Source organism: Phaeobacter italicus, from assembly GCF_001258055.1.
GTDB classification, from domain to species: Bacteria; Pseudomonadota; Alphaproteobacteria; order Rhodobacterales; family Rhodobacteraceae; genus Phaeobacter; species Phaeobacter italicus.
Map to the genome: position 1 here is coordinate 96,553 of NZ_CVRM01000022.1, position 21,331 is coordinate 117,883.

Here is a 21,331-nt window from a genome sequence, read left to right on the forward strand (position 1 = left end):
ACGAACAGTGTCAGGGTGCAATAATCGGCTGCGCGTTCAAGGCGCTGGGTTTCGGAGTGGTGCCTTCGAAAACGGAGCCCTCCTCGAACCAGCTGCGCGGTGCAGGCGCGCCCCAGAGGGTCTGGCGCTGCGGATCGGTGAGCGACCATTTGATCGGCTCCAGATCCGGATCGACGGTCTGGTAGTCGGAGCAATAGATCTCGATCCGGTGGCCGTCGGGGTCGCGCACATAAAGGAAGAAGGCGTTGGAGATGCCGTGGCGACCGGGGCCGCGCTCGATGTTATCGACATAGCCAGTGGTTGACATCAGATCGAGGAGGTCGATGATGTTCAAGGGGTTCGGCACCCAGAAGGCGGTGTGGTGCAGGCGCGGGCCGAGACCATTGGTGAAGGCCACGTCATGCACGCCGCCCTTGCGGTGCATCCAGGCGGCCCAGACCTTGCCGCTTTCGTCATCCTCGGTGAATTCCGTCACGCGAAAGCCCATCTCGCCGTAGAAGGCGACGGAGGCATCCACATCCGCGCTGAACATGTTGAAATGGTCGATGCGCAGGGGTTTTACCCCGTTATAGAGCCTGTATTTCTGGTGGATCGGCTCCAGACGCTCCATCTTGACGTAGAACTCCAGCGGGATGCCCCAGGGGTCGCGGGTGCGCAAGGTGCGGCCCATATGGGGGCGTTCGACCCATTCGACGGGCAGGTCCTTGGAGGCGAAGAATTCTGCGGCTTTGTCCAGGTCGGGCTCGTCATAAAGCTTGAAACCCAAGACCCCGACCGAGGCCTCATCCGCCTGAACCAGCACGATACAGTGATGGCCGCGTTCCTCCATGGCGCGCAGGTAAATGCGGCTGTTGTCCTCATGCGTCACCTGTAGGCCGAGGATGTCGACGTAAAACGCACGGGAGGCGGCGAGGTCGGTCACGGCGTATTCCACATGGGACAGCCGCACGATGTTGAAAGGCGGATAGAGGTTCGGGGCGGGGACGGGCATGGTTTGAACCTTTCACTTGGGGCCGGGGACGGGAGCGAGGGGCTGGCCCCTCGCGCACCCCAGGATATTTTGAGCCAGAAGAAAAACGGATCAGGCGCCGAGGCGCGGAATCTTGTGGTGGCCTAGGGCAAAGCCGATGTGTTTCTGTTCCATGTAGAACTCGAAGCTCCAGTCGCCGCCGTCGCGGCCGATGCCGCTGGATTTTACCCCGCCAAAGGGAGTGGGCAGGTGGCGGACGTTTTCGGAATTCACCCAGATCATTCCGGCTTCAAGCTGGTGGGTGAAGCGCAGGGCGCGGGTGAGGTCATTCGTCCAGACGTATCCAGTGAGGCCGTACTGGGTGTCATTTGCCAATGACAGAGCATCATCTTCGTCCTTGAAGCGGATGGCGGTGAGGACCGGGCCGAAGATTTCCTCCTGCGCGATGGTCATATCGTTGGTGGCATTGGTGAACAGCGTCGGGCGCACGAACCAGCCTTGGTCTCCAACGCGGTTGCCGCCGGCAGCAATGCTGGCACCGTCCTTTTTGGCGGTCTCGAAATAGGATGTGACCTTGTCGAAATGCACCTTGTGGATCAGCGGGCCGACCTCTGTTGTCGGGTCCAGCGGGTGGCCGACCTTGATGTTGTTGACGCGCTCGATCAGCTTGGCCTCGAATTCCTTGGCGATGCTCTCTTGCACCAAAAGGCGGGAAGAGGAGGTGCAGCGCTCGCCGTTCAGCGAATAGATCATGAAGATTGCGGCATCGAGCGCACGGTCTAGATCAGCGTCGTCGAAGACCACCACCGGGTTCTTTCCGCCCAGTTCGAAGTGCACCCGTTTCAGAGTATCGGCGCCCTGCTTCATGATCATCGAACCGGTTTTGCTCTCGCCGACAAAGGCGATGGCTTTGATGTCGGGGTGTTCGGTCAGCGCCTTGCCAGCCTCTTCGCCAAAGCCGTTGACCAGGTTCCAGACGCCCGGCGGCAGGCCTGCCTCATGGGCGATCTCGGCCAGGATGCGGGCGGTGAGGGGGGAGAACTCGGCCGGTTTGTGGACCACGGTGCAGCCGGCCGCCAGTGCGGGTGCGATTTTCCATGTGGACAGCATGAAAGGCGTGTTCCACGGGGTGATGACGCCAACGGGGCCGATCGGCACGCGGGTGGTCACGTTCATCAGCGTTGGCGATTGCAGCTGCTGGCCGTCGCGGGCGGAGGTGGCCTTGTCCGCGAAGAAGCGGAAGTTTTCGGCGCCGCGCAACGCTGCCTTGGACATGAAGCGCAGGGCCTGCCCGGTGTCCCAGCATTCGCAGAGCGCGATTTCTTCGGCGCGTTCGACGATCAGGTCGGCGATACGATGCAGGATCTTCTTGCGCTCCAGCGCAGGGGTGTCGCGCCAGGCAGGAAAGGCGGCTTTGGCGGCCTGAGCGGCAGCGCCGATGTCGTCGGCACTGCCCTTTGCGACGGAGCAGATCACGCTTTCATCCACGGGTGAGGATGTTTCAAACGTCGCACCTGAGGCGGCAGGGCGGCTTTCTCCGTTGATCAGGTTCAGGATGCCGCCCGTGCGAAAGCGCGCCAAATGGCCGTTCAGCGTTTCGATGTTGGTGGTCAGATCGCTCATCACTGGTCCGCCTTTTGCATGTGGTCGCGGATGGTGCCGCATTTTGGGGAAAGCGCCGGGTCGATGTCTCGCATTTCCATCGACAGTGCGAGAGAGCGACGTTGCATGATGGGTTCGAGAAAGGTTTTGGCAGCGGCGAATATCGCCCGTGTTGCGCTGTCTTTCCGCTCTTGTGGGCGACCTGCGCGCAACCGAATGGAAATATCGATATATCCGTGCTGCGGATCACCGTCTGCGATCGAAACATGGGACGCAGCAAAGGCGCGAACACGGAGGCCCGCCACAGGGAATACGCCTGTACCGATGGCCGCGATGCGAAGATGGTTGCAGAAGGCAGCCATGTCGATGTCGGCTTCGAGATTGGGCGAATAGTCAATTGTGAGATGTGGCATGGCAAGCCTCCCCTCTTGCACTATGCTTAACATGTTTACAAAAATAAGAGAGCGAGTCAACGAGGACCAGATCGGGCGGGCATAGATCCGCTGATGGGCTGCTCAATCGTGGCGGCAAATCGCAAAAAGCACGGTCTTGGTTTGCCTTTGTGTCGTGGCAAGGCGATAATTGGGTATGACAAAACAGCTTCCCAGTACGGACCGTTCCCTGCCTATCGCCCTGCTGCGCGCGCGTGAGCGTGTAATGGGGCCAATCCGCGCGTTGTTGAGCGATGCCGACCTGACAGAGCAACAGTGGCGGGTACTGCGGGTGGTGCAGGAAAGTGGCGACATCGATCCCACGCAGATTTCCGAGCAGGCCTGTCTTTTGCTGCCCAGCCTGACCCGTATTCTGCAAAAGCTGGAGGACAAGGGCCTGATCCAACGGGAAAAGGACCAGATGGATCGTCGGCGCCAGATCGTCAGGATCACCCCTGCCGGGGAGCAGATCATTGATGACAACCTCGAAGCCAGCCTGGCCGTGATAGAAAACACACGGACCAAGATGGGGCCTGAGCGGTATGAGGCCCTTTTGGATTTGCTGAATGAGCTCAACCGAAAGGGCGACTGAGTCCAGCTTTTCCTAAGGGGGGATGGGTTTGGCCGCCTAGGCGGGGAGGCGCAGCAGAACCTGGACGTCGGCAACATTGGTGCCGGTGCCACCGGTCATCAGTAGAGCATCACACAACGCCAGCGCCTTGTTGCTGTCATTGTTGGCGAGCAGCGCCTGCGGGTCTGCCCCGGCTGTGCGAATCTTGTCCCAACTGGTGCCATCCACGATACCGCCAGCCGCTTCGGTCGGGCCATCGCGGCCATCGGTACCACCTGACAGGAATAGCCATTTTCCTGTCAGCTCGGATGCGCCATCGCGGGCTACGCGCAGCGCGAGTTCCTGATTGCGCCCGCCAAGGCCATCGCCACGCAGCTGAACGGTTGTCTCGCCACCGAAAATCAACGCTGCGGGGATGGTTGTGTTTTCAATCGATTTGGCCGCTGCGATGATCTCTGCCGCGGCGTCTGCGACATCGCCTTCCAATGCATCATTGACAATGCGTGCGTTCCATCCCTGAGCCTGCGCTGTGTCCAGCATGGCCCCAAGGCTGTGCCGGTTGGAGCCGATCAGGTGCGCGGCGCTGGGCGGCACGTCGGATCTCTTGGGGCTGGCTTGCAGATGGGCCACAACGGAAGCGGGCAGATCGTCCCAAAGGCCTGCCTCCTGCAAAAGCGCGATGGCGTCTTCCTGCGTACCAAGCGGCGCGACAGTCGGACCGGACGCGATGGCGCGCAGGTCATCCCCGATCACGTCGGACAGGATGTAGCTTGTGACCTGTGCAGGAGCCGCCAACTGCAACAGACCACCGCCTTTCAGATCAGAGAGCTGCTGGCGTATAAGGTTCATCTTGTTGATGTCCATTCCAGAGGCGAGCAGCTGTTTGGCCACCGCAGATTTGTCAGCCAAGGTCAGCGCACCTGCGGGCAGGACTGCAAGGGCAGATCCACCTCCGGAAATGAGCGCAACGACCCTGTCTTTGGCTGTCAAATCTGCAACCGCGTCGCGCAGACATTCGCCCGCTGCGACGCTGTCCGCGTCCGGCACGGGATGTGCCCCGGCCATCACCGTTGCACCCGCAATCGGGATCAGGTTTTCCGGGTTTGTCACTGCAACGACCCGATCGGCAGCGGGCAACAGTTCCATGGCCTTGCGGACCATCGGTACCGCAGCCTTTCCCAAAGCCAAGATAATCAAGCGGCCAGACCCCAAAGGTGGCTCGGGTGGGGTCTTTTGAAACGCAGTTGCCAAAGCGGTAGCCGGGTCGGCCCGGTCAACGGCCGCCTTGAAGAGAGCTTTCGCGGTTTCGTGAAGGTCCTTCATTGCATTTCCTTGCGCGGGCAAAACCGTGTTGTAGCGCTATCTTGGCGACAGAGGCTGGCGTTGCTGTCGGCGTGGTCCATCTGAGGTGATGCTGTCCAGAGACAGGGTGTGGTCCATATTGCGCATCCTGTGCCGCAGCATTTGCCGGGTCAGCCGCATCAGATCCGCTTGGTAGGCCGGATCATCGGCAACATTCACGTGCTCACCGCCATTGTCTTTGTCGAACAGAAGTGGCGGGAGGTTAGCTGCGAACTCTACAAGCGTAAAGCGGGCGTCCCGCAGGATTGTCAGGCAGGAGTCGCTGGCGGTTGTGCCAAGGTGCTGTTGCCAAATGTTGGGCACCTCTGGATCGGCAAAATCCAGCTCGGAGATACTGAAATCCCGCCAGTTTTCCGGAACCTCGCCAGCCAACAGCGGTAACAGCGAGCGTCCGTCCATCGAGTTCGGGATTTCCTGTCCAACCCAGTCGAGGATCGTGGGAGTCAGATCCACGGATTCGGTAAAGGCGTCTACAACCGCCCCGGCGCGGGTCGTGTTGCCGGGCTGGCGAATGATCAGAGGCGTATGGTAGGCAGCATTGTAGACAGAGAATTTGCCCCAGCTGTGGCGATCCCCCAACATTTCACCGTGGTCGGCGCTCAGAACCACGAGAGTGTTGTCCAGTTGACCGCTATCGCGCAGGTACTTCATGACCCGGCCGATATGGGCGTCCACCTCGCTCGCCAGGCCGAGGTATACGGACCTCAGCGTCTGCACGACTTCTTCGGAATCTTGAAGGTCCGGGAAACCCTCCACGAAAGACGCAGGCGTCTGGGCCTGTGTTGCGGGCACAAAGAACGGGTGGATGGCATTTTCCTCCCCGACCGTGCGAAGCCGATCGGCGGCGGGCAGGTCCGATGGATCATACATTGCATTGTAGGGTGCAGGGGCGACAAGCGGGGGGTGCGGACGTATGTATGTGAGGTGGGCAAACCAGCTTTGATCGCTGTAGCCCGGCATGGTTGCGAGGAACCGATCAGTCAGAAATGCAGTATCGCTGTCATCGGCTGAATAGACTGCCGGATCGTTCAGCTTGGCTGCGCCACCATCCGGAGCGGTGGGTTTGTAGAGGTCCCAGTAGCTGTCAAAGGTATACCCCTTGCCCAGCAGATGGGCGCGCCAAGGGTGCGACATCTCCAGCCGCATTTCCAGCATCTCTTGAAAACCGGCCATAGGGTATTCGTAGGTGCGCACGGTCGGGTCGTTTGGGTGATGAACGCGCGGATCATGGGAAGTGTCCGTATAACCAAACAACATCGGGAGATACCCCGCCTTGCGCATCTCGGCCGGAAGGGTCGGCGTATCGTGGCGCAGGGGGGTTCCATTGCGAACAGACCGATGGTTCATCGCATATTGCCCGGTCAGAATAGAGGCGCGGGATGGGCCACAGGGGTTCACAACGGTGTAGTTGCGCGTAAACGTCACGGCATCCGCCATGAGTGCCTGCAGGTTTGGCAGTTGGACATGGTCGGCCAGGGCACCAAACAGGCAGTCGGCCCGCATCTGGTCAATCAGAATGAAGAGAACATTTCGTTGTTTTTCAGTTGTCGTGCTCATCTATTCGCCTTTCTGATCTTTGGCTCAGATAAGCGGGAAGAACGAAACTTGGCAAAGGAAAAGCACAAGCGTTTGACCGAATTTTGAGTGTGTTTGTGGATTTTTGGGGATTTGCTGTTTGAATTTTCCGAGAGATTCGTGCATTTATGGCAGCCTGAAACCCGAGGAACCCGTGTGAGCAAAGCCGAAAAACTATCGCATCGAGAGCTGGAACTGCTGGAGGCCTTGCGCCGCCTGGGAGGGTCTGCGCGTAGCGCGGAGCTTGCGAAAGTTCTGGAGGTTTCCGAGGAAACAGTTCGCCGGACCATCAAATCGCTGTCCAAGCAGACCCTCGTGCAGCGGGTCCATGGCGGGGCCTATCTTGCAGGACCGGACACCGCTGACAGTTTTTTCCGCCGTATCTCCGAGCACCCGGAAGAGAAAAAGCAGATCGCCACCGCGGCGCTGGCGCATATTGGGGACGGAATGACCGTGTTCCTGGATGTGGGGTCCACCACAGCCTATGTCGCAAAGGAGTTGCGGGATCGTGCCGGGCTTACGGTTGTCACCAATTCGATCGGCGTGGCCCAGACGTTGGCCAACCACAACGGCAACCACGTCCATTTCCTTGGTGGTGAAATCCAAAGCAATGAACGCGGCACATTTGGTCATGTCGCAGAACAGCAGGTGCGCGCCTTTGCGTTGGATATGGCGGTTCTGTCTGTTGATGGTTTCTCGGCAAAGCACGGTGCACTTTATAATAGTGCCACAGAGGCGCAGCTGGCCGCTGTGGTATCGGGTGTTGCGGATCAGGTGATGATTGCTTTGGCGCATCAGAAGTTTGACGAAACCGCCGCCCATCGCGGGCCACTCCCTGAACAGCTGGATCTTGTCGTCACCGATGATGTGCCACCGCGCAAACACCGAAAGGCGCTGGAAGATTGGTCGATCAAACTGGTGGTTGCGCCGGGGTGATCGCGATGCTCACTACCCCTGGGGTGGCTTACCCGGAGCAACTACAATAGATGAGGAAACGATAACAGAACATGGCAATTCTTAGCTTTCTGACCAGTCTCGCGGGCGCAGTCATGCTGCTTTTGTTTGCTGTGCGTATGGTGCGCACGGGAATCGAGCGGAGCTATGGCGCGACATTTCAACGTCTTCTGACGGGACAGCGGAGCCTGGTGCAGGCCAGTACGGTCGGGATCGGGATGGCGATCATCCTGCAGAGTTCAGCTGCGGTTGCCTTGCTCACCTCTGGATTTGCCGCCAGTGGTCTGTTGTCGTTTACCTCAGGACTGGCCATCGTCCTGGGCGGGGATTTGGGGTCAGCGCTGATTATTCAGCTCCTGTCGTTCCGTCTGGATTGGTTGGTGCCTGTTCTGCTCGCCGTCGGTGGCTATCTGTTCGTCAAGACCGAGGCCAAGAAGGCCCGACAAATGGGGCGGATCCTTATGGGGATCGCGTTCATTCTGATTTCCCTGCGTTTTCTGCGCGAGGCGATGGATCCGATCCGGGAAAGTGCCTTTCTCCCCGCGATTGCCGAATACCTTGCCCGGGATTACATCACCGCCTTTTTGGTTGGTACGGCACTGGCCTTTGTCATGCATTCGTCTGTTGCGGCCATCTTGATGTGCGTGACCCTGGTTCAGATTGAAGCGATCCCATTTGCGGCGGGTCTGTCGCTGATGCTGGGGGCGAACTGCGGCTCTGCATTTATCCCGGTCTGGCTTAGTCGGACGATGGCGCCCTCGGGTCGCCGAATACCACTGGCCAATCTGGCGTTGCGGGGCACATGGTCTGTGATCTGCCTGATTGGTATCAACATGGCGCAACGTACCGGCATCATTGAGATGCCGGAGACCGGTCAGGCATTGGTCAGTGCGCATCTATTGTTCAACGCATCCTTGTTGATCCTGGCTCTGCCGTTTTGCGGGGCTTTGCGCGGGGTGATGATGCGCATGCTGCCGGATCCTGTTGTTTCTGGCGGCAAACAGCCCGGCCTTCCGGTCAGTGTTCTGAACACTGATGACTACAGACAGCCACAGCAGGCGATCACCAGCCTCAAGCGAGAGCTGTTGCGCATGTCCGATCTGGTAGGCTCCATGTTCCGCCCTGTGCCTGAGCTGTACCAAAGTGGCGACAGCGCCAAGATCAAGGCGGTCAAGGCCCTTGATACGGAGGTGAACGCCTGCCTGTCCGGGATCCGTTCTTATGTCGCCGGAATGCCGACTGAGGGGATGAGCGAGGAAAATGCAAAGACAGCCCGCGATCTTGTTGAATATGCCATCCGCCTGGAAACCGCGGGGGATGTGGTTGATGAGCGGCTCGCAGCGCTGGCCGCGTCGATGCACAAAAAAGGCGTTCAGTTTTCTAAAGAGGGTTGGACAGAGATCACCCGCATGCATGAGGTGATCGTCGCAAACATGCAGCTGGCATCCAATGTCCTGATTTCCGATGATTTGGAAAGCGCCCGCTTGCTGTCACTGGAAAAAACCGAGGTAAAGCGCATGGAGCGCGACAGCCGCAAGCGGCACCTGCGGCGGCTTCAGCATGGGGCGAGCGAGAGTTTCGAGACCTCGGATATCCACCTTGAGACGCTCCGGGCATTGCGGGAATTCAACAGCCACATTGCGGCGATTGCTTATCCGATCCTGTATCGCAACGGCCAACTGCTTGAGACGCGGTTGATCCAGGGTATGCATGAAAAAGAGATCAACTGATCAGGTTTCGGCCTGCTGCGAGATAGGTTCACTATGACGCCATTCGTGATCGCCATCATCCTGTCCGCAGCCATGCTGCATGCGGTCTGGAATGCGATTGTCAAAACAGCTGTTGATCGAACGACGACTCTGGGCCTGGTGGCGCTGGGCCATGTGATCCCAGGGGCCGTGATGGTGGCAGTCTTGCCGCTGCCAGAGCTGCAAAGCCTTTGGTATGTCGCACTCTCTACCGTGGTGCATTTTGGCTATTTCTACATGCTTGGACGGGCCTATCAGCATGGTGATCTGAGCGTTGTTTATCCGATTGCCCGCGGCATTGTTCCAGCATTGGTCGGCCTTTGGGCGATGATTTTTGTGGGAGAGGTGCTGCCGCTGCAGGCCTGGCTGGGCATTGGCCTTATCGGCCTTGGCATCCAGCTCAGCAGCTGGAAGGCGCTGCGTTCAGGTGTTGGGCGGACAGCGCTGTGGTACGCGCTTGGCACCGGTGTCTGCATCTCGATCTATTCGCTGGTTGACGGGGTTGGCGTCCGGCTGTCGGGCAACACGCTGAGTTATTGGGCGTGGGGTGCGTTTCTGCATCTGTTCGTGACCATTTTTGTGTTCTGGCGCAAGCGCGACGCGCTGCCCACGGTTCCGATGCGGGTTTGGGTTTTGGGCGTCGCAGGTGGTCTGGTTTCCATGTGTGCATACGGGCTGGTGTTGTTTGCCAAGAACTTTGCCCCGCTTGGGGCGGTTTCTGCGTTGCGCGAGACCTCTGTCATCTTTGCAGCCCTGATCGGATTCGTTTTCCTGAAGGAAGGGAACTGGAAGCGCAGGCTTGGGGCGGCTGTCCTGATGGCAGGAGGTGTCGCCCTAATCGGGACTGCTGTTTAAGCAGCCTGATCAAAACCTGGGCACTCACTTGTTTGTGTGGCGTTGACGCCGAGGCCTTTGCGGGCGCAGACTGTGAGTGAGAGACGATCTCACAGGCGAACCACCGCCCTCAAAACAAGGGAATTTGCGCGTTTTGCGCGCAAAACGTCCCAAACTGGCCACATCGAGTCGCATCCGTAGTGCGTTCTGGCCTTATCAAAATCTGAATCTGTCTCTGTAGGGATGGGTGTGTGTTTCGCACAGTTTCCCCACCAAAAACAAAAACAAAACCAAGACCAACAGATCCATAGGGAGAAAGACAAGATGACTGCAAAGTCCACAGTAACTCGCCGCTCCATCCTGAAAGGGGCAGGCGCGGCAGCTCTGGCGGCGCCGCTCTACTCCAAGAGCGCACTGGCCTCCTCTGGCGAGATCAACATCCTGATGTGGTCGGACTATCTGCCGCCGGAATTCATTTCCGGGTTCGAGGCCAAGACCGGCATCAAGGTGAATTACACCGGTATCGGTTCGAACGAAGAAATCATCAACAAAATGAAGGCCACGAAAGGTCAGGGGTTTGACATCGTGTCCCCGACCAACAACCGCTCGCTGCAGTGGGGGCCGCTAGAGCTTTTGAAGCCGTTTGACATGAATAAGGTCAATGTCGATGCGGTGAACCCCGCAATGGCAAAGATCGGCACCGACGCGTGGAACTTTGACGGTGCGGGTGTGCACTGGCTGCCGCACATCTGGGGCACCGAAGGCATTGCCTATCGGACCGATAAATGGCTGCCCGCGGGTGACGCGCCGTCTTATGGCGATGTCTGGTCCGAGGAAAACGCAGGCAAGACCATGGGCCGGGCCCATTCGATGATGTTGGGTGCAGGCCTCTACATGGAAGCCTCTGGCGAAATGGAGCCGGGTTCGGTTTGGGCGGCCTACAACGACGAAGACACCATGCGGAAGGTCTGGGGTCAGATCGCCGACTGGTGCATTGAGCGTAAGAATCGCATCAAGCTGATCTGGAACGATGCAGACACCCAGAAAAACGGACTGCTGAACGAGGGTGTTGTTGTGGGTCAGACCTGGGATGGTCCGCCGCTGGCGCTGAAATCCGCAGGCGAGCCTGTGCACTATCAGGCCCCGGTTGAGGGCGCGATGGCGTGGGTTGACGGTATGTCGATGCCGGTTGGTGCCCAGAACGAAGAGCAGGTCTACGCCTTCATCGACTATGCCTACGAAAAAGAGCCGGCAGGCAAAGCCATCGACAGCCACGGCTACAACTCTCCGGTTCTGGAGGCAGACAGCTTCTCTGGTGATGTCTACAAAAAGAACTTTGCCGAAGCCTATCCTGGTGACAGCCTTGCCAACCTGAACCCCTGGCCGGCGGAAGCCCCGTGGTATGCGGACGTGCGGACCGAGTTCGTCAACAAGTTCAAGAGCGCCTGATCTGATCAGCGTGCAGAACTGGCCCCTGCTGTGGTGGGGGCCAGCCACACGCCGCAGGCGTAATTTCAACATATTATCAATCGGATGCAGGTGGCGTCGACCGGTGGGTTTCCACCGGATGTGTCTGTGCACCGAAGGAGAAGCCAAATGAGTGCTGGGGTTGGCGTAGATCTTGAGAACCTCTGGATCCGCTTTGGAGATTTCGTCGCGGTGCGCGACGCGAATGTCAAAATCAACGGGGGCGATTTCTTTTCGTTTCTGGGCCCGTCCGGCTGCGGCAAGACGACAATTCTGCGGGCCGTTTCGGGGTTTCTGGAGCCGAGCGAGGGCAATGTCCTGATCGGCGGAAACAACATGCGCGGGATTGGGCCGAACAAGCGCCCGACAGCGCTGATCTTTCAGAACCTCGCCTTGTTCCCGCTGATGAAAATCTGGGAGAACATCACCTTCTCCATGGAGATCAAGGGGGCCTCTGCCAAGGAACGTCGCAAGCGTGCAGACGAACTTCTGGACATGATCGCGCTGCCGGGGCAGGGCGACAAGCTGCCCTCCGAACTGTCAGGCGGCCAGCGTCAGCGGGTGGCCATCGCCCGCGCGCTCTGTGCGGAGCCGGACGTCTTGTTGCTGGATGAGCCGCTGTCGGCGCTGGATCTCAAGTTGCGTCAGCACATGCGGACCGAACTGCGCGAGATCCAGCAGCGGGTCGGCATTACCTTCATCTACATCACCCACGATCAGGGCGAGGCGCTGACCATGTCCGACAACATCGCGGTGATGAAGGCAGGTGTGATTGACCAGATTGCAGATGGCAAAACCATCTACAACGACCCTGCAACCGCCTTTGCAGCGTCTTTTGTCGGGGAAAACAATGTTTTCCGGGGCAAGGTGCAGCAGGTCATGGGCGACGAGGCCATGATCAGGACCAATCGATCCGGTGATCTGGTGGCGCGGATCTCCTCGGCCAACCGCGGAAAGCTGAAAGTGGGCGATGATGCGATGATGTTCATCCGCCCCGAGGCCTTCTCTCTCGCGCCGCAAGGCGCCACGGGTGATCATTTCGTCACCGCCAAGGTCAACCACGAAGAATTCGAGGGCAATGTCTTCAACATCTTCATGGAAGGTGAAGGCGGTAAGGAGCTCAAGGTCTCCATCCCCAACCTCGGTCAGTCGTTCGAGGATCACACAGGCCAGAACATCACGCTGGAATACGAGACGCAAAATGCCGTTGTCGTGCCTGCTGGTGAACTGGCTGCGGAATGAGAGGGGCCGAACCATGCCTAGTTTCCTGAAGGAATTCTTCAAACGGAACGGCGTCGGCATGGGCAGTGTGATGCTGGGTCTTGTCCTGTTCTGGACGATTGGCCTGATCATTCTGCCACAGCTGTCGATGCTGGACTTTTCGTTCCGGCCCAACCTGCCGCCGCCGGAAATTGGCGGGCCTAAGGATGTCTACACGCTGGAGAACTACAAATACCTGATCTACGGTCCGGAAGGCGGCAGTCAGGATTATAACGCTGTCGATCTTCGGGTTTTCTTTCGAACGCTGGTGGCTGCGGTCTGTGTGACAGTTTTCAACCTGATCCTGTGCTACCCGATCGCCTATTATCTGGCCCAGACCAAGGGCAATCACATCCGTATCTTTGCGCTGATGCTGATCATTCCCTATTGGATCAACGAGATCCTGCGCGCCTTTGCTTTGCGCATCATCTTTGGCGAAACGGGGGTTTTGAACAATCTGCTGGTCGGGATGGGGCTGTTTGACACGCCGTTTGACTTTATCCGCAATGACATCGCGCTTTATGCGGGTCTGGGGTACGCCTACATCCTTCTTATGATCTTCCCGATCTACAATGTGATCGAGAGCCTCGACCGCAACCAGATCGAAGCGGCGCGCGATATGGGGGCCAGCTGGCCGATGATCCACCGCCGCGTGGTGATCCCCTATGCCAAGCCGGGTATTTCGTCGGGGTGCACCATGGTGTTCATGCTGTCGGCCGGCGCATTGGCCGCGCCACAGATCCTGGGCGGGCCGTCGTCCCTGTGGTTCACACAGCTGATTTATCAGCAGTTCAATGACAACTCCGATTGGCCGCAGGGTGCCGCCTATGCAGTGGTTCTGCTGGTCACCTGTATCCTGCTCGTTCTGGCAATCATGCGCCTGTTTAAGGTGAATATGGGAGACATCGGCAAATGAAGAGCTTCTCCTTCCTTCGCTTGAGCGTATGGTTCTACCTGGCGATTTTCTTCGCCTATCTGTTGGGGCCGCTGGTGATCATGTCGGTCACCGCTTTCAACTCGCCAGAGTTTCCGCGGGCGTCGCCTTGGGAATGTCTGACCTTTGAATGGTTCTCTGCCCTGTTTCAGGATGAACGCATTCTGAACGGGATCTGGAACTCCATTCTGGTCGGTGCAGGCACGGTGGTTCTGTCTGTTGCGATGGGGCTGGCCGGAGCGCTGATGCTCACTCAGATCTGGCCGAAACTGCGCGCAACCTATTACACGATCATCATTGCGCCGATTCTCATTCCTGGCGTCGTGCTTGGTATCTCGACCCTTGTGTTCTGGGACCGGATCAACCGGATGTTGGGGCTGGGGGCGGATAGCTTCCTGTCCAATGGCTTGTTCCTGACCATCATTGGTCAGTCCACCTTTATTGCCAGCTACTGCATGCTTGTTCTGGTCGCGCGTTTGCAGCGCTATGACATCGCGCTGACAGAGGCGGCACTGGATCTGGGCGCAACCCATGCGCAGGCATTCCGCAAGGTTCTGCTGCCGTTCATGAAACCGGCAATTGCCTCTGCGGCGGTGCTGGCCTTCCTGGCGAGCTTTGAGAACTACAACACCACCACCTTTACCTTCGGGGAATACCCGACGCTGACAATCGAACTGGCCCAGAAGGTTCGCTATGGCATCACGCCTGCGATTTCGGCTCTGGCCTTTATCATCGTGGTGTTGACGGTGTTTGTCGCGCTCGCAAACGAGGCGAACATTCGTCGCAAGGAGCTGGTCGCAGCTGCGCGCAAGGATGCCACTGTCGAAGAATTGGAAAGTGGCCGTCTGCGGTTGCCGAATTTCTTCAGCTCGAACTGGGCTGCGGTTGCCCTGGTTGTTGTCGCCTGTCTGACCATTGCAACGGTCGGAACCGCAACAGTCTACAGCCCGCAACAGTGTATTGCGGATATTCGCGAGCAAAAGCGGCTTGAGACTGAGGCGCGCATCCAGGAACTGCGCCAACGCCGCGCAGAAGAAGCAGCGCGTCGGGCTGCTGAAGAGGCGGAAAAAGGCGATGATGCCACGGGCGGGACATCAACCGCGCCTGCCACTGGTGGCAACAACTCTGGCTTCGGCAATGTGTTTGATCCCAATGCCCTTGGTGGTGGGTCATCAGATGCAGAAGAGACCGATGACCAGAGCAGCGCACCCAGTTCCGGTGGCGGCAGCTCTGCTTTTGGTGGTGCATTTGACCCCAATGCCCTGTCCGGGGGCGGCTCGGACGGCAACTAAAGCGACAAAGGTAGGGCAGTCAAAACTGTCCTGCCTTTCAAATCACGAACCCCCTGCCCAGAGAAATCCGGGCAGGGGGTTTTTCGTTTCCTGAGCGGGGGGGCTGGCTGTCAGCCCATGCTGACCCTTGCTGCCACGGTCTGGCGAACGGGGGCCTGCACTGTCCCAAACCGCCGCAGTTTATGCCAGCCGGTCAACCGACCTGTCAAAATCCGCCACAGCGAACGGTAGACATTGATGATCAGCAACTGCCGATAGATCAGCCGGTTGAGCAGCAGCAGGAACACCATTCGGCGAGGCGTGGAGGGTTCGGAGCGAACCGCATAATCGGCCATGATCATTTCCAGCAGTGGCAAAGCGAGGAAAATTGACAGAACGATATAGTCCCGTGCGGTAAAGGCATCAAAGCTGGTGCCGTCAAAGCTGGTGATGAAGCGCGCCAGCATCAGAACAAGCAACAGATCGATGATCGGGCCAAGCAGCGGCATGATCACACCAAACAGCACCAGGTCCGTCAGCCCGACAAGCCCGATGGCATGGCCCTTGCGGATCGTCGCACGGTGTTTCCAGGCTGATTGCAGGATGCCAATGGACCAGCGCATGCGCTGTTTCATCAGCGTGCCAACAGATGCGGGTGCCTCTGTGTAGGCATAGGCTTTTTCAGCGGCCCGGACGACATAGCCGGCCTCCAGCAGCGAGATGGTAAGATCCGTGTCCTCCGCCAAGGTCTGGCTGGAATAATAGCCGCATTCACGAACGGCAGCGGTCCGCCATGCCCCAAAAGCACCGGGGACCACCATGATCGCGTTGATCGTCTCATAGGCGCGACGATCGATATTCTGGGCGACGGTGTATTCCAGCTTTTCCAGTTTGGTCAGCAGGTTGTTGGAGTTGCCAACCATGATTTTTCCGGCCACGGCCCCGACCTTTGGGTTGCGAAGCGGTTGCATCAGGCGGCGGATTGCGTCAGGCGCGACGATTGTATCCGCATCAATGGCCACAACATAGTCGGTGGTGACATGGGCAAAGGCCAGGTTTGCGGCCTTCCACTTGCCGCCGTTTGGCTGGCGCAGGATCTGAACCTTTGGATTGTTCAGATAAGTCTTTGAAACCAGGTCATAGGTTGCATCGGTCGAACCGTCATCGACAACCAGAACCGACAGGTTCGGATAATCGGAATCAAGGACGCTGTAGATGGTCTTGAGGATGCTTTTCTCTTCGTTATAGGCGGGAATGACCACTGTCACCGGTGCGGTGAAATCACCGGTGCGATGGCGGAGATCCGAGCGGGACAGGCGTTTTGAGCGGATCGCCAGCACGAACAGCGTCAGTGCCCGCAATACCCCTAGAAGCACGGCAAGCGGGACGATGTAGGAAACCCAGGTTGCGCCACTGCCAACCCCGCTGAAGGCAAGGGATTCAAAAGATTCCAGTTGGCTGACCTGGCGGGTTTCGTAGGGTGTGCCAAAGCTTACCATTGCCTCTTTCAGAGAAATGAACTCGTAGCCGCGCGCCTTCAACTCCGGAATGAGCAGTGCCAGAGCAGCGACAGTGTTGCTGCGTTCACCGCCGCCATCATGCAAAAGCAAGACCTGACCGGAACCGTCCAGCTGTTCGATTGTGTAATCGACCAGCTCCCGAGGGCTGAGGTCACGCCAATCCGGCGGCACGATGTCGGCGCCCAGCAGATGGTAACGCTGATCGATAACGGTCTTCAGGCGGCGGGCCATCTCTCCCTCAAGCGGGCCGGGACCACGCATGTATGGCGCACGGAACACAACAGGAGTCTTCCCGGTGAGCCAGGAAAACATCCGCGACTGCAAGGCCAGCTCCACCTGAACCCGGTTCGGTGATGACCGATCCAGCTGCGGGTGGGAAAAGGTGTGCAGGCCAAAGTCATAGTCGTTCTGTGCCATCGCATTCACGACCGACTTATGCTCAAACATCTGGTTGCCGATCATGAAGAAGGTCGCAGGAACCTCTGCATCCGCCAGGATATCCAGAACGTCCTGGGTGTGCTCTTTGGTGGGGCCATCGTCAAAGGTCAGCAGAATGCTTTTGTCCGGAAGGGCGCCGTAGCGCTGGCCAATCACCGGGGTCGGCAACGGATCGGTAATCGCCTCTGTCACGCGCAGGGTTTCAGGGTCGCGGCTGACAGTGCGACGCCCCGGAACCTCTGTCTGGTCGAACCGGATAAACGCGCCTTCACCGCGGTAGGAGACAAAGCTGCCGAGGTCGATTTCCTTCAGCGATGCAAAGGCGTCCTCAGACAGGATGTCTGCATTCGAGAGCAGCGGCCAGATGGACGGGTCTTCCTGCCCAAGGCCCCAGATCGCGACACCATCGATGTTGGCTTCGGACACAGACAACAGTTGGCTGTAGTGGCTGACCGCATCAAGGTACCAGATCATGTTCCGCTCACCCGCGCTGTCCATATAGGAGATCAGCCCGTGCCCTTTTTCTGGCGAGTAGCCGGCGAAGGCGCGGTATTGATCGGCCTGAGACATGGCGTCTGCGTAGCTGATGAACTCCGGCACCGGTTCTGCCGTGCTCCAGTGAACGCCACCGGATGCAAGGCCAACAACCAGCTTTTCGGAGGGGATGATATCCTGTGCACGCACCAGCGTTTCTTCGAACCAGTCCAGTGGCGCAGGGGATTCCTCATAAATGCTGAGACGGAAGCTGTTTTGAACAATGGGAAGGATCACGCGGTCTGGCAGTTCCGCGCTATATGCCAGGGCTTCGATCTGGTCCGGGGCGACGACGACGCAGTTTTCCAATCCCTTTTGGGTAAAACTGGTCTGCACGCTTTCGATCTCTCCCAGCGCCTTGCGCAGGTTCTCGACTTCGAGCCGACGCACATCAAAGCAAAGGCCGGACCAACCTTCGGTCACAGCCAGATCTGCCGTCTTGGCCCATAGATCCGGGTTCTGCCCTTCCAGAACGTCCGCCTGTACGTGGATCAACGGCTGGATCGGATGGCCACCAAAGGGGTTGTTGCGCACAATGTACGGAACGCTCTCACCAGTGTGGCCCGACTGCAGCCAATCGATGCCGTTTTCGCTCAGCATCAGCCATTCGGGAACATAGGTATTGATGGTGTCGCAGGTACGGCTGATCGCGTTGGACACATCCTCAAGGTTGGCCGCGACAAAGGCGTAGACCTGCGAGGGGTTGCCGCTGGCGGTGCGTGCAGCCATTCCATCACCAGTGCATGCCGCCGCCATTTCGGTCGGTGTGGTGGCGTGTTGGTGAAGCTGATTGTGACCCAGATGGTCGTGGCCACTGTCGCCATGCAGGCTGTCGTTTTGCGGCAGGAAACGGCGCAAGTCCTGTGAGGCGACTGTTTTTGCAGGGCTTTCCTGAAACAGCGTGCGTGCAAAGTTGAACTCGGTAATCACATTCTTGGTGACGGCGAAGATCATCGCGAGCGCGAGAGCAACCAGCAGAACAAAGATCAACACAGCCAGCAGAGGACGGGCAGGACCATCTGCTTTAAAGATTTGCCGCTGCGGATCCGTGGAGTTTGACATCTCGGCTGGGAGAATCTCAGTCGGGAATGTCTTGAAACGACGCGGTTTGGGCGCTGCGCGCTTTGCACTGCGTTTGGTGGGCCCTGGCGCCGGCCGGTTTTTGATCGTCGTAGTCATCACTTGCCAACCCGTTGAAAAAACGTGGTAATCAGTCGTTCACAGTTGGGGGGCAGGCGATTTTCGCCATCAAGTGAGGTCAGAACTTTTCGATTCCGCCATCACTCGTTAAGTTTTTAACAAAACCTTAAGGGTATTTCAAGGTGGGCACCGGTTTGTTGAGAGTTTAGGTTAACACCAGCCGGAACCGGAACATTGGACAGGGTCGATGCCGTTGAAACGTCGTGAATTTCTGGGTTTGGCTACCTCTGGCCTGATGAGCGCGGCATATCCGTCGTTGGCTCAGACGTCGCGCGTGGAGGGGATCCGGGCCTTTTCCGTGCTGCTGACCGGTGTGCATCCCTCGCTGCCAGAAAATGCGCTTGGCTCGTTGATTTTTGCGTTTTTGTCCCAAGGGGTCGCCGTCTCAGTCGAGGTGGATTTCGAGGCCTTTGCGAAACATACGCCGGACGCATTGCACCCGACTTTGGCGATGTTGAATGAAACGTCGGCGCGAAACAGGACCTTTGTCGAGATTGTCCCGGCCATGCCCGGCTTGCTGGGGCAGACAGGGTATTTCAAGGCGCGGCACTTGTGGCGGGTTCGTAATCAGATCAACCAATTGCTGCCCGGTGCCCTGAGCGAAGCAACCCAGACAGCACATTTTTCGACCGTCTCAACCGGTCTATTGGATGCCGACCTGCGGCAGGACGGGCTGCGCACTGGTGGCTGCACGACTGTAATTTACGACGCAGTCGATAGCCCCGAACAGGAGGCGCTGCTGGGGCCTGCAGCGGTCTTGATGGTTCCGCTCAAAGCGCGGCTGGATCTGGCGGATGCGGTTCAGCAGATGACGCCGACACTGTTTGACAGGCTAGGGGACGGCACGGCCTTGGCCATCAATGTCCAGGAGCTGCCGATCAATCCGGCCCGGGCCTATGAAATCGGCCAGCGGGTTGCCGCATCGGTTAATCGGGCGCGGTTGTCCAGCTATCTGCTGTCAGTGTTGCCGCGGGAGATTTACAAACGTTGTTGTGCCTTCCTGCCCAATCATTCCCGCCATTTCGTCCTTTTGCCTGAGGTGCCGGATGATCGAGCCTCTTATGACCGAATGCTTGGACAGGCGCGGGCTCTTCTTGATGTGGACTGCGTCACCCTCGTCAGCGGGGGCGGCACCGGAACGGACGGCGCGCTCTGGGTCCGGACGCGAGACGGCGAAACCCATCGGTTGGGGGCGCCGGGCATTGCGCCCGATGGCGTGCCGGTTGAGGGGCCGCTTTTTCTGGCGGACGAGGTTGCCCCGCAACGGGGGGACATCCGCCACCCGGACGCTGTGTTTCTGCACCGGGCCGAAGCGGCGGGCAAAGTCGCTTCAAAGGTGCCGCCATCAAACGGGATTTGCCTGAACTATCCCGTGACAATCGTGGATCCGGCCCATGAGTTGTTTCTGCAGGCGCGTCAGGCGCTCAGCCAGTCGACGCTTGCTTCAGAAAAGGTGCGTTTTGATGACGGGCTGACGGCAGATGCGGAACTGGCCTATTCGTATCTTGAGCAGGCAGAGATGTCGGCCACTGGGCTCGCGCTCACTGTGCGCAAGCAGATCAACGGCAAGTCGTTCAACAATGCCGAAATCACAATGTGGGATGTGGGCAGCCTGATACTGGGGCTTCTGGCTGCGGCTGACCTGGGACTTGTACCAGAACGTGAAGCCTATGCCCGTATCCGCAAAATCATGCGCAGCTTGCCGGTTATCCAGGACGGAGACCATGCCTATCCCCCGACGCTGATCAATGTGCGGGATGCCTCGATTGAACGGGACGGGTTTGATGCATGCGACTTTGGGCGCCTCAGCAGTGCGGTCACGCGTGCCGCACAACGCCCTGACCTGGCCGAGGCGGCAAGCCAGTTGATCGGGAAATGGAAGGTTGGAGGCCTCATTCAGGATGGCGCCCTGATCAACATCTTGCAGACCCGGACACAGTCTTCCTACCTGTCGCATTGCGCCCACTACATGGCGCGGGTGCTGCCAATGCTTGGCTATGCCGAGATGCGTTCGCCTTATCGAGAGGCTTTTGTGGGCGAAACGCTTGCAGATCGAACTGTGAGCCTGCTGTATGCGGTGGATCAGATCGGGATTTTACCAACAGAACCGTTGCTGCTTGAATACGTCGAGTTGGGGCCCTCTGCAGAATGCTCTGTTTTGAGTGACGTTTTCTTGGGCGCGATGAAGCACCATTTTGACGAAACAGGCCAAATCCTCGCCCCGTCAGAAACTCCGATCGATACGGCCCCCTGGTTTGTCTACCAGGGCTTCGATCTGGGGCATGCGACCCGCTGGAATGTCAGCTATCGCCGGGGTCGTGAGGTGTTTTTCGACCCGGTCGAGAGCAGTGAGTTTGGCATCTATTCAACCAAGGCGGCATATCTCTGGTATGCCGTGCGCCCCTGTGCCTACACCAGACAGATGCTTCAGCTGGCGCAAAACCGTGCCCGCATAGAGGGGTTTGGAATGAGCAGCGGGCTGTTTCTGGATGGCTATGGTCAGATGCAAAACCATGCTGACCTGAACACAAATGGCATCGTTTTGCAGGCTCTCGCCCATATCAAACGCCGGTCGTGACGCGCCGATCACTGTCAGATTATGTGCCCAACCCGCAGGGCGGGCTGGGCTGTGCTGCATGATATCATGGGGTCCGGTGACG

General features: G+C 58.5%; 15 protein-coding genes. 9 read left to right on the plus strand and 6 right to left on the minus strand.

The genetic code is table 11. The annotated features are described in order from the left end of the window. Positions 1 to 10 precede the first annotated feature (10 nt). From hpaD to NIT7645_RS09120, 3 genes are all read right to left on the minus strand, one after another. On the minus strand, positions 11 to 991 hold the full coding sequence (gene hpaD, locus NIT7645_RS09110; RefSeq protein ID WP_050686765.1) for a 3,4-dihydroxyphenylacetate 2,3-dioxygenase: 981 nt from the start codon (positions 989 to 991) through the stop codon (positions 11 to 13). Between the two features lie 90 nt (positions 992 to 1,081). Next, positions 1,082 to 2,593: a 5-carboxymethyl-2-hydroxymuconate semialdehyde dehydrogenase gene (gene hpaE / locus NIT7645_RS09115; protein WP_050686767.1), complete on the minus strand. Its 1,512-nt coding sequence runs from the start codon at positions 2,591 to 2,593 to the stop codon at positions 1,082 to 1,084. After that, positions 2,593 to 2,985, minus strand: coding sequence for a 5-carboxymethyl-2-hydroxymuconate Delta-isomerase (locus NIT7645_RS09120; RefSeq protein ID WP_050686769.1), 393 nt, complete (start codon positions 2,983 to 2,985; stop codon positions 2,593 to 2,595). Before NIT7645_RS09120 ends, hpaE begins: the two co-directional genes overlap by 1 nt. 175 nt (positions 2,986 to 3,160) lie before the next feature. On the opposite strand from NIT7645_RS09120, the gene hpaR reads away from it, so the two are divergent. Next, positions 3,161 to 3,595, plus strand: a complete 435-nt coding sequence (hpaR, locus tag NIT7645_RS09125; RefSeq protein ID WP_037302637.1) for a homoprotocatechuate degradation operon regulator HpaR — start codon at positions 3,161 to 3,163, stop codon at positions 3,593 to 3,595. 36 nt (positions 3,596 to 3,631) lie between these two features. Here the strand turns inward: hpaR and NIT7645_RS09130 are convergent, their stop codons facing one another. Both NIT7645_RS09130 and NIT7645_RS09135 read right to left on the minus strand, forming a co-directional pair. Beyond that, positions 3,632 to 4,897, minus strand: coding sequence for a glycerate kinase type-2 family protein (locus tag NIT7645_RS09130; RefSeq protein ID WP_050686771.1), 1,266 nt, complete (start codon positions 4,895 to 4,897; stop codon positions 3,632 to 3,634). 36 nt (positions 4,898 to 4,933) lie between these two features. Beyond that, positions 4,934 to 6,493 (minus strand): alkaline phosphatase family protein, encoded by a 1,560-nt coding sequence (locus NIT7645_RS09135; protein WP_050686772.1) that lies wholly within the window; start codon positions 6,491 to 6,493, stop codon positions 4,934 to 4,936. Positions 6,494 to 6,667: 174 nt separating this feature from the next. Here NIT7645_RS09135 and NIT7645_RS09140 point away from each other — a divergent pair, with 174 nt between their 5' ends. The 7 genes from NIT7645_RS09140 to NIT7645_RS09170 all read left to right on the plus strand — a co-directional run bounded on the left by NIT7645_RS09140 (position 6,668) and on the right by NIT7645_RS09170 (position 15,000). Continuing rightward, complete coding sequence (locus tag NIT7645_RS09140) at positions 6,668 to 7,447, plus strand: DeoR/GlpR family DNA-binding transcription regulator (protein WP_008562051.1); 780 nt, start codon at positions 6,668 to 6,670, stop codon at positions 7,445 to 7,447. A gap of 71 nt (positions 7,448 to 7,518) precedes the next feature. Continuing rightward, on the plus strand, positions 7,519 to 9,195 hold the full coding sequence (locus NIT7645_RS09145) for a Na/Pi cotransporter family protein (protein ID WP_008562837.1): 1,677 nt from the start codon (positions 7,519 to 7,521) through the stop codon (positions 9,193 to 9,195). A gap of 33 nt (positions 9,196 to 9,228) precedes the next feature. Beyond that, a complete protein-coding gene (locus NIT7645_RS09150; RefSeq protein WP_050686774.1) occupies positions 9,229 to 10,068 on the plus strand; it encodes a DMT family transporter in 840 nt (279 codons plus the stop codon). 303 nt (positions 10,069 to 10,371) lie between these two features. After that, on the plus strand, positions 10,372 to 11,496 hold the full coding sequence (locus NIT7645_RS09155; RefSeq protein WP_008561105.1) for an extracellular solute-binding protein: 1,125 nt from the start codon (positions 10,372 to 10,374) through the stop codon (positions 11,494 to 11,496). A 147-nt stretch (positions 11,497 to 11,643) separates the two neighbouring features. Further along, positions 11,644 to 12,756: an ABC transporter ATP-binding protein gene (locus NIT7645_RS09160; protein WP_008561939.1), complete on the plus strand. Its 1,113-nt coding sequence runs from the start codon at positions 11,644 to 11,646 to the stop codon at positions 12,754 to 12,756. Between the two features lie 13 nt (positions 12,757 to 12,769). Next, a complete protein-coding gene (locus tag NIT7645_RS09165) occupies positions 12,770 to 13,690 on the plus strand; it encodes an ABC transporter permease (RefSeq protein ID WP_008561069.1) in 921 nt (306 codons plus the stop codon). Beyond that, complete coding sequence (locus NIT7645_RS09170; RefSeq protein ID WP_050686776.1) at positions 13,687 to 15,000, plus strand: ABC transporter permease; 1,314 nt, start codon at positions 13,687 to 13,689, stop codon at positions 14,998 to 15,000. The genes NIT7645_RS09165 and NIT7645_RS09170 overlap by 4 nt, the downstream gene beginning before the upstream one ends. Positions 15,001 to 15,110: 110 nt before the next feature. Here NIT7645_RS09170 and NIT7645_RS09175 read toward each other — a convergent pair whose 3' ends face one another. Further along, the gene (locus NIT7645_RS09175) at positions 15,111 to 18,533 is read right to left on the minus strand and encodes a trifunctional glycoside hydrolase family 18/polysaccharide deacetylase/glycosyltransferase family 2 protein (protein ID WP_242656124.1); all 3,423 of its coding nucleotides are present in this window, start codon (positions 18,531 to 18,533) and stop codon (positions 15,111 to 15,113) included. Between the two features lie 325 nt (positions 18,534 to 18,858). Between NIT7645_RS09175 and NIT7645_RS09180 the strand changes: the two genes are divergently transcribed. Continuing rightward, positions 18,859 to 21,249, plus strand: a complete 2,391-nt coding sequence (locus NIT7645_RS09180; protein ID WP_050686781.1) for a DUF3131 domain-containing protein — start codon at positions 18,859 to 18,861, stop codon at positions 21,247 to 21,249. The last annotated feature ends 82 nt before the right edge of the window (positions 21,250 to 21,331 follow it).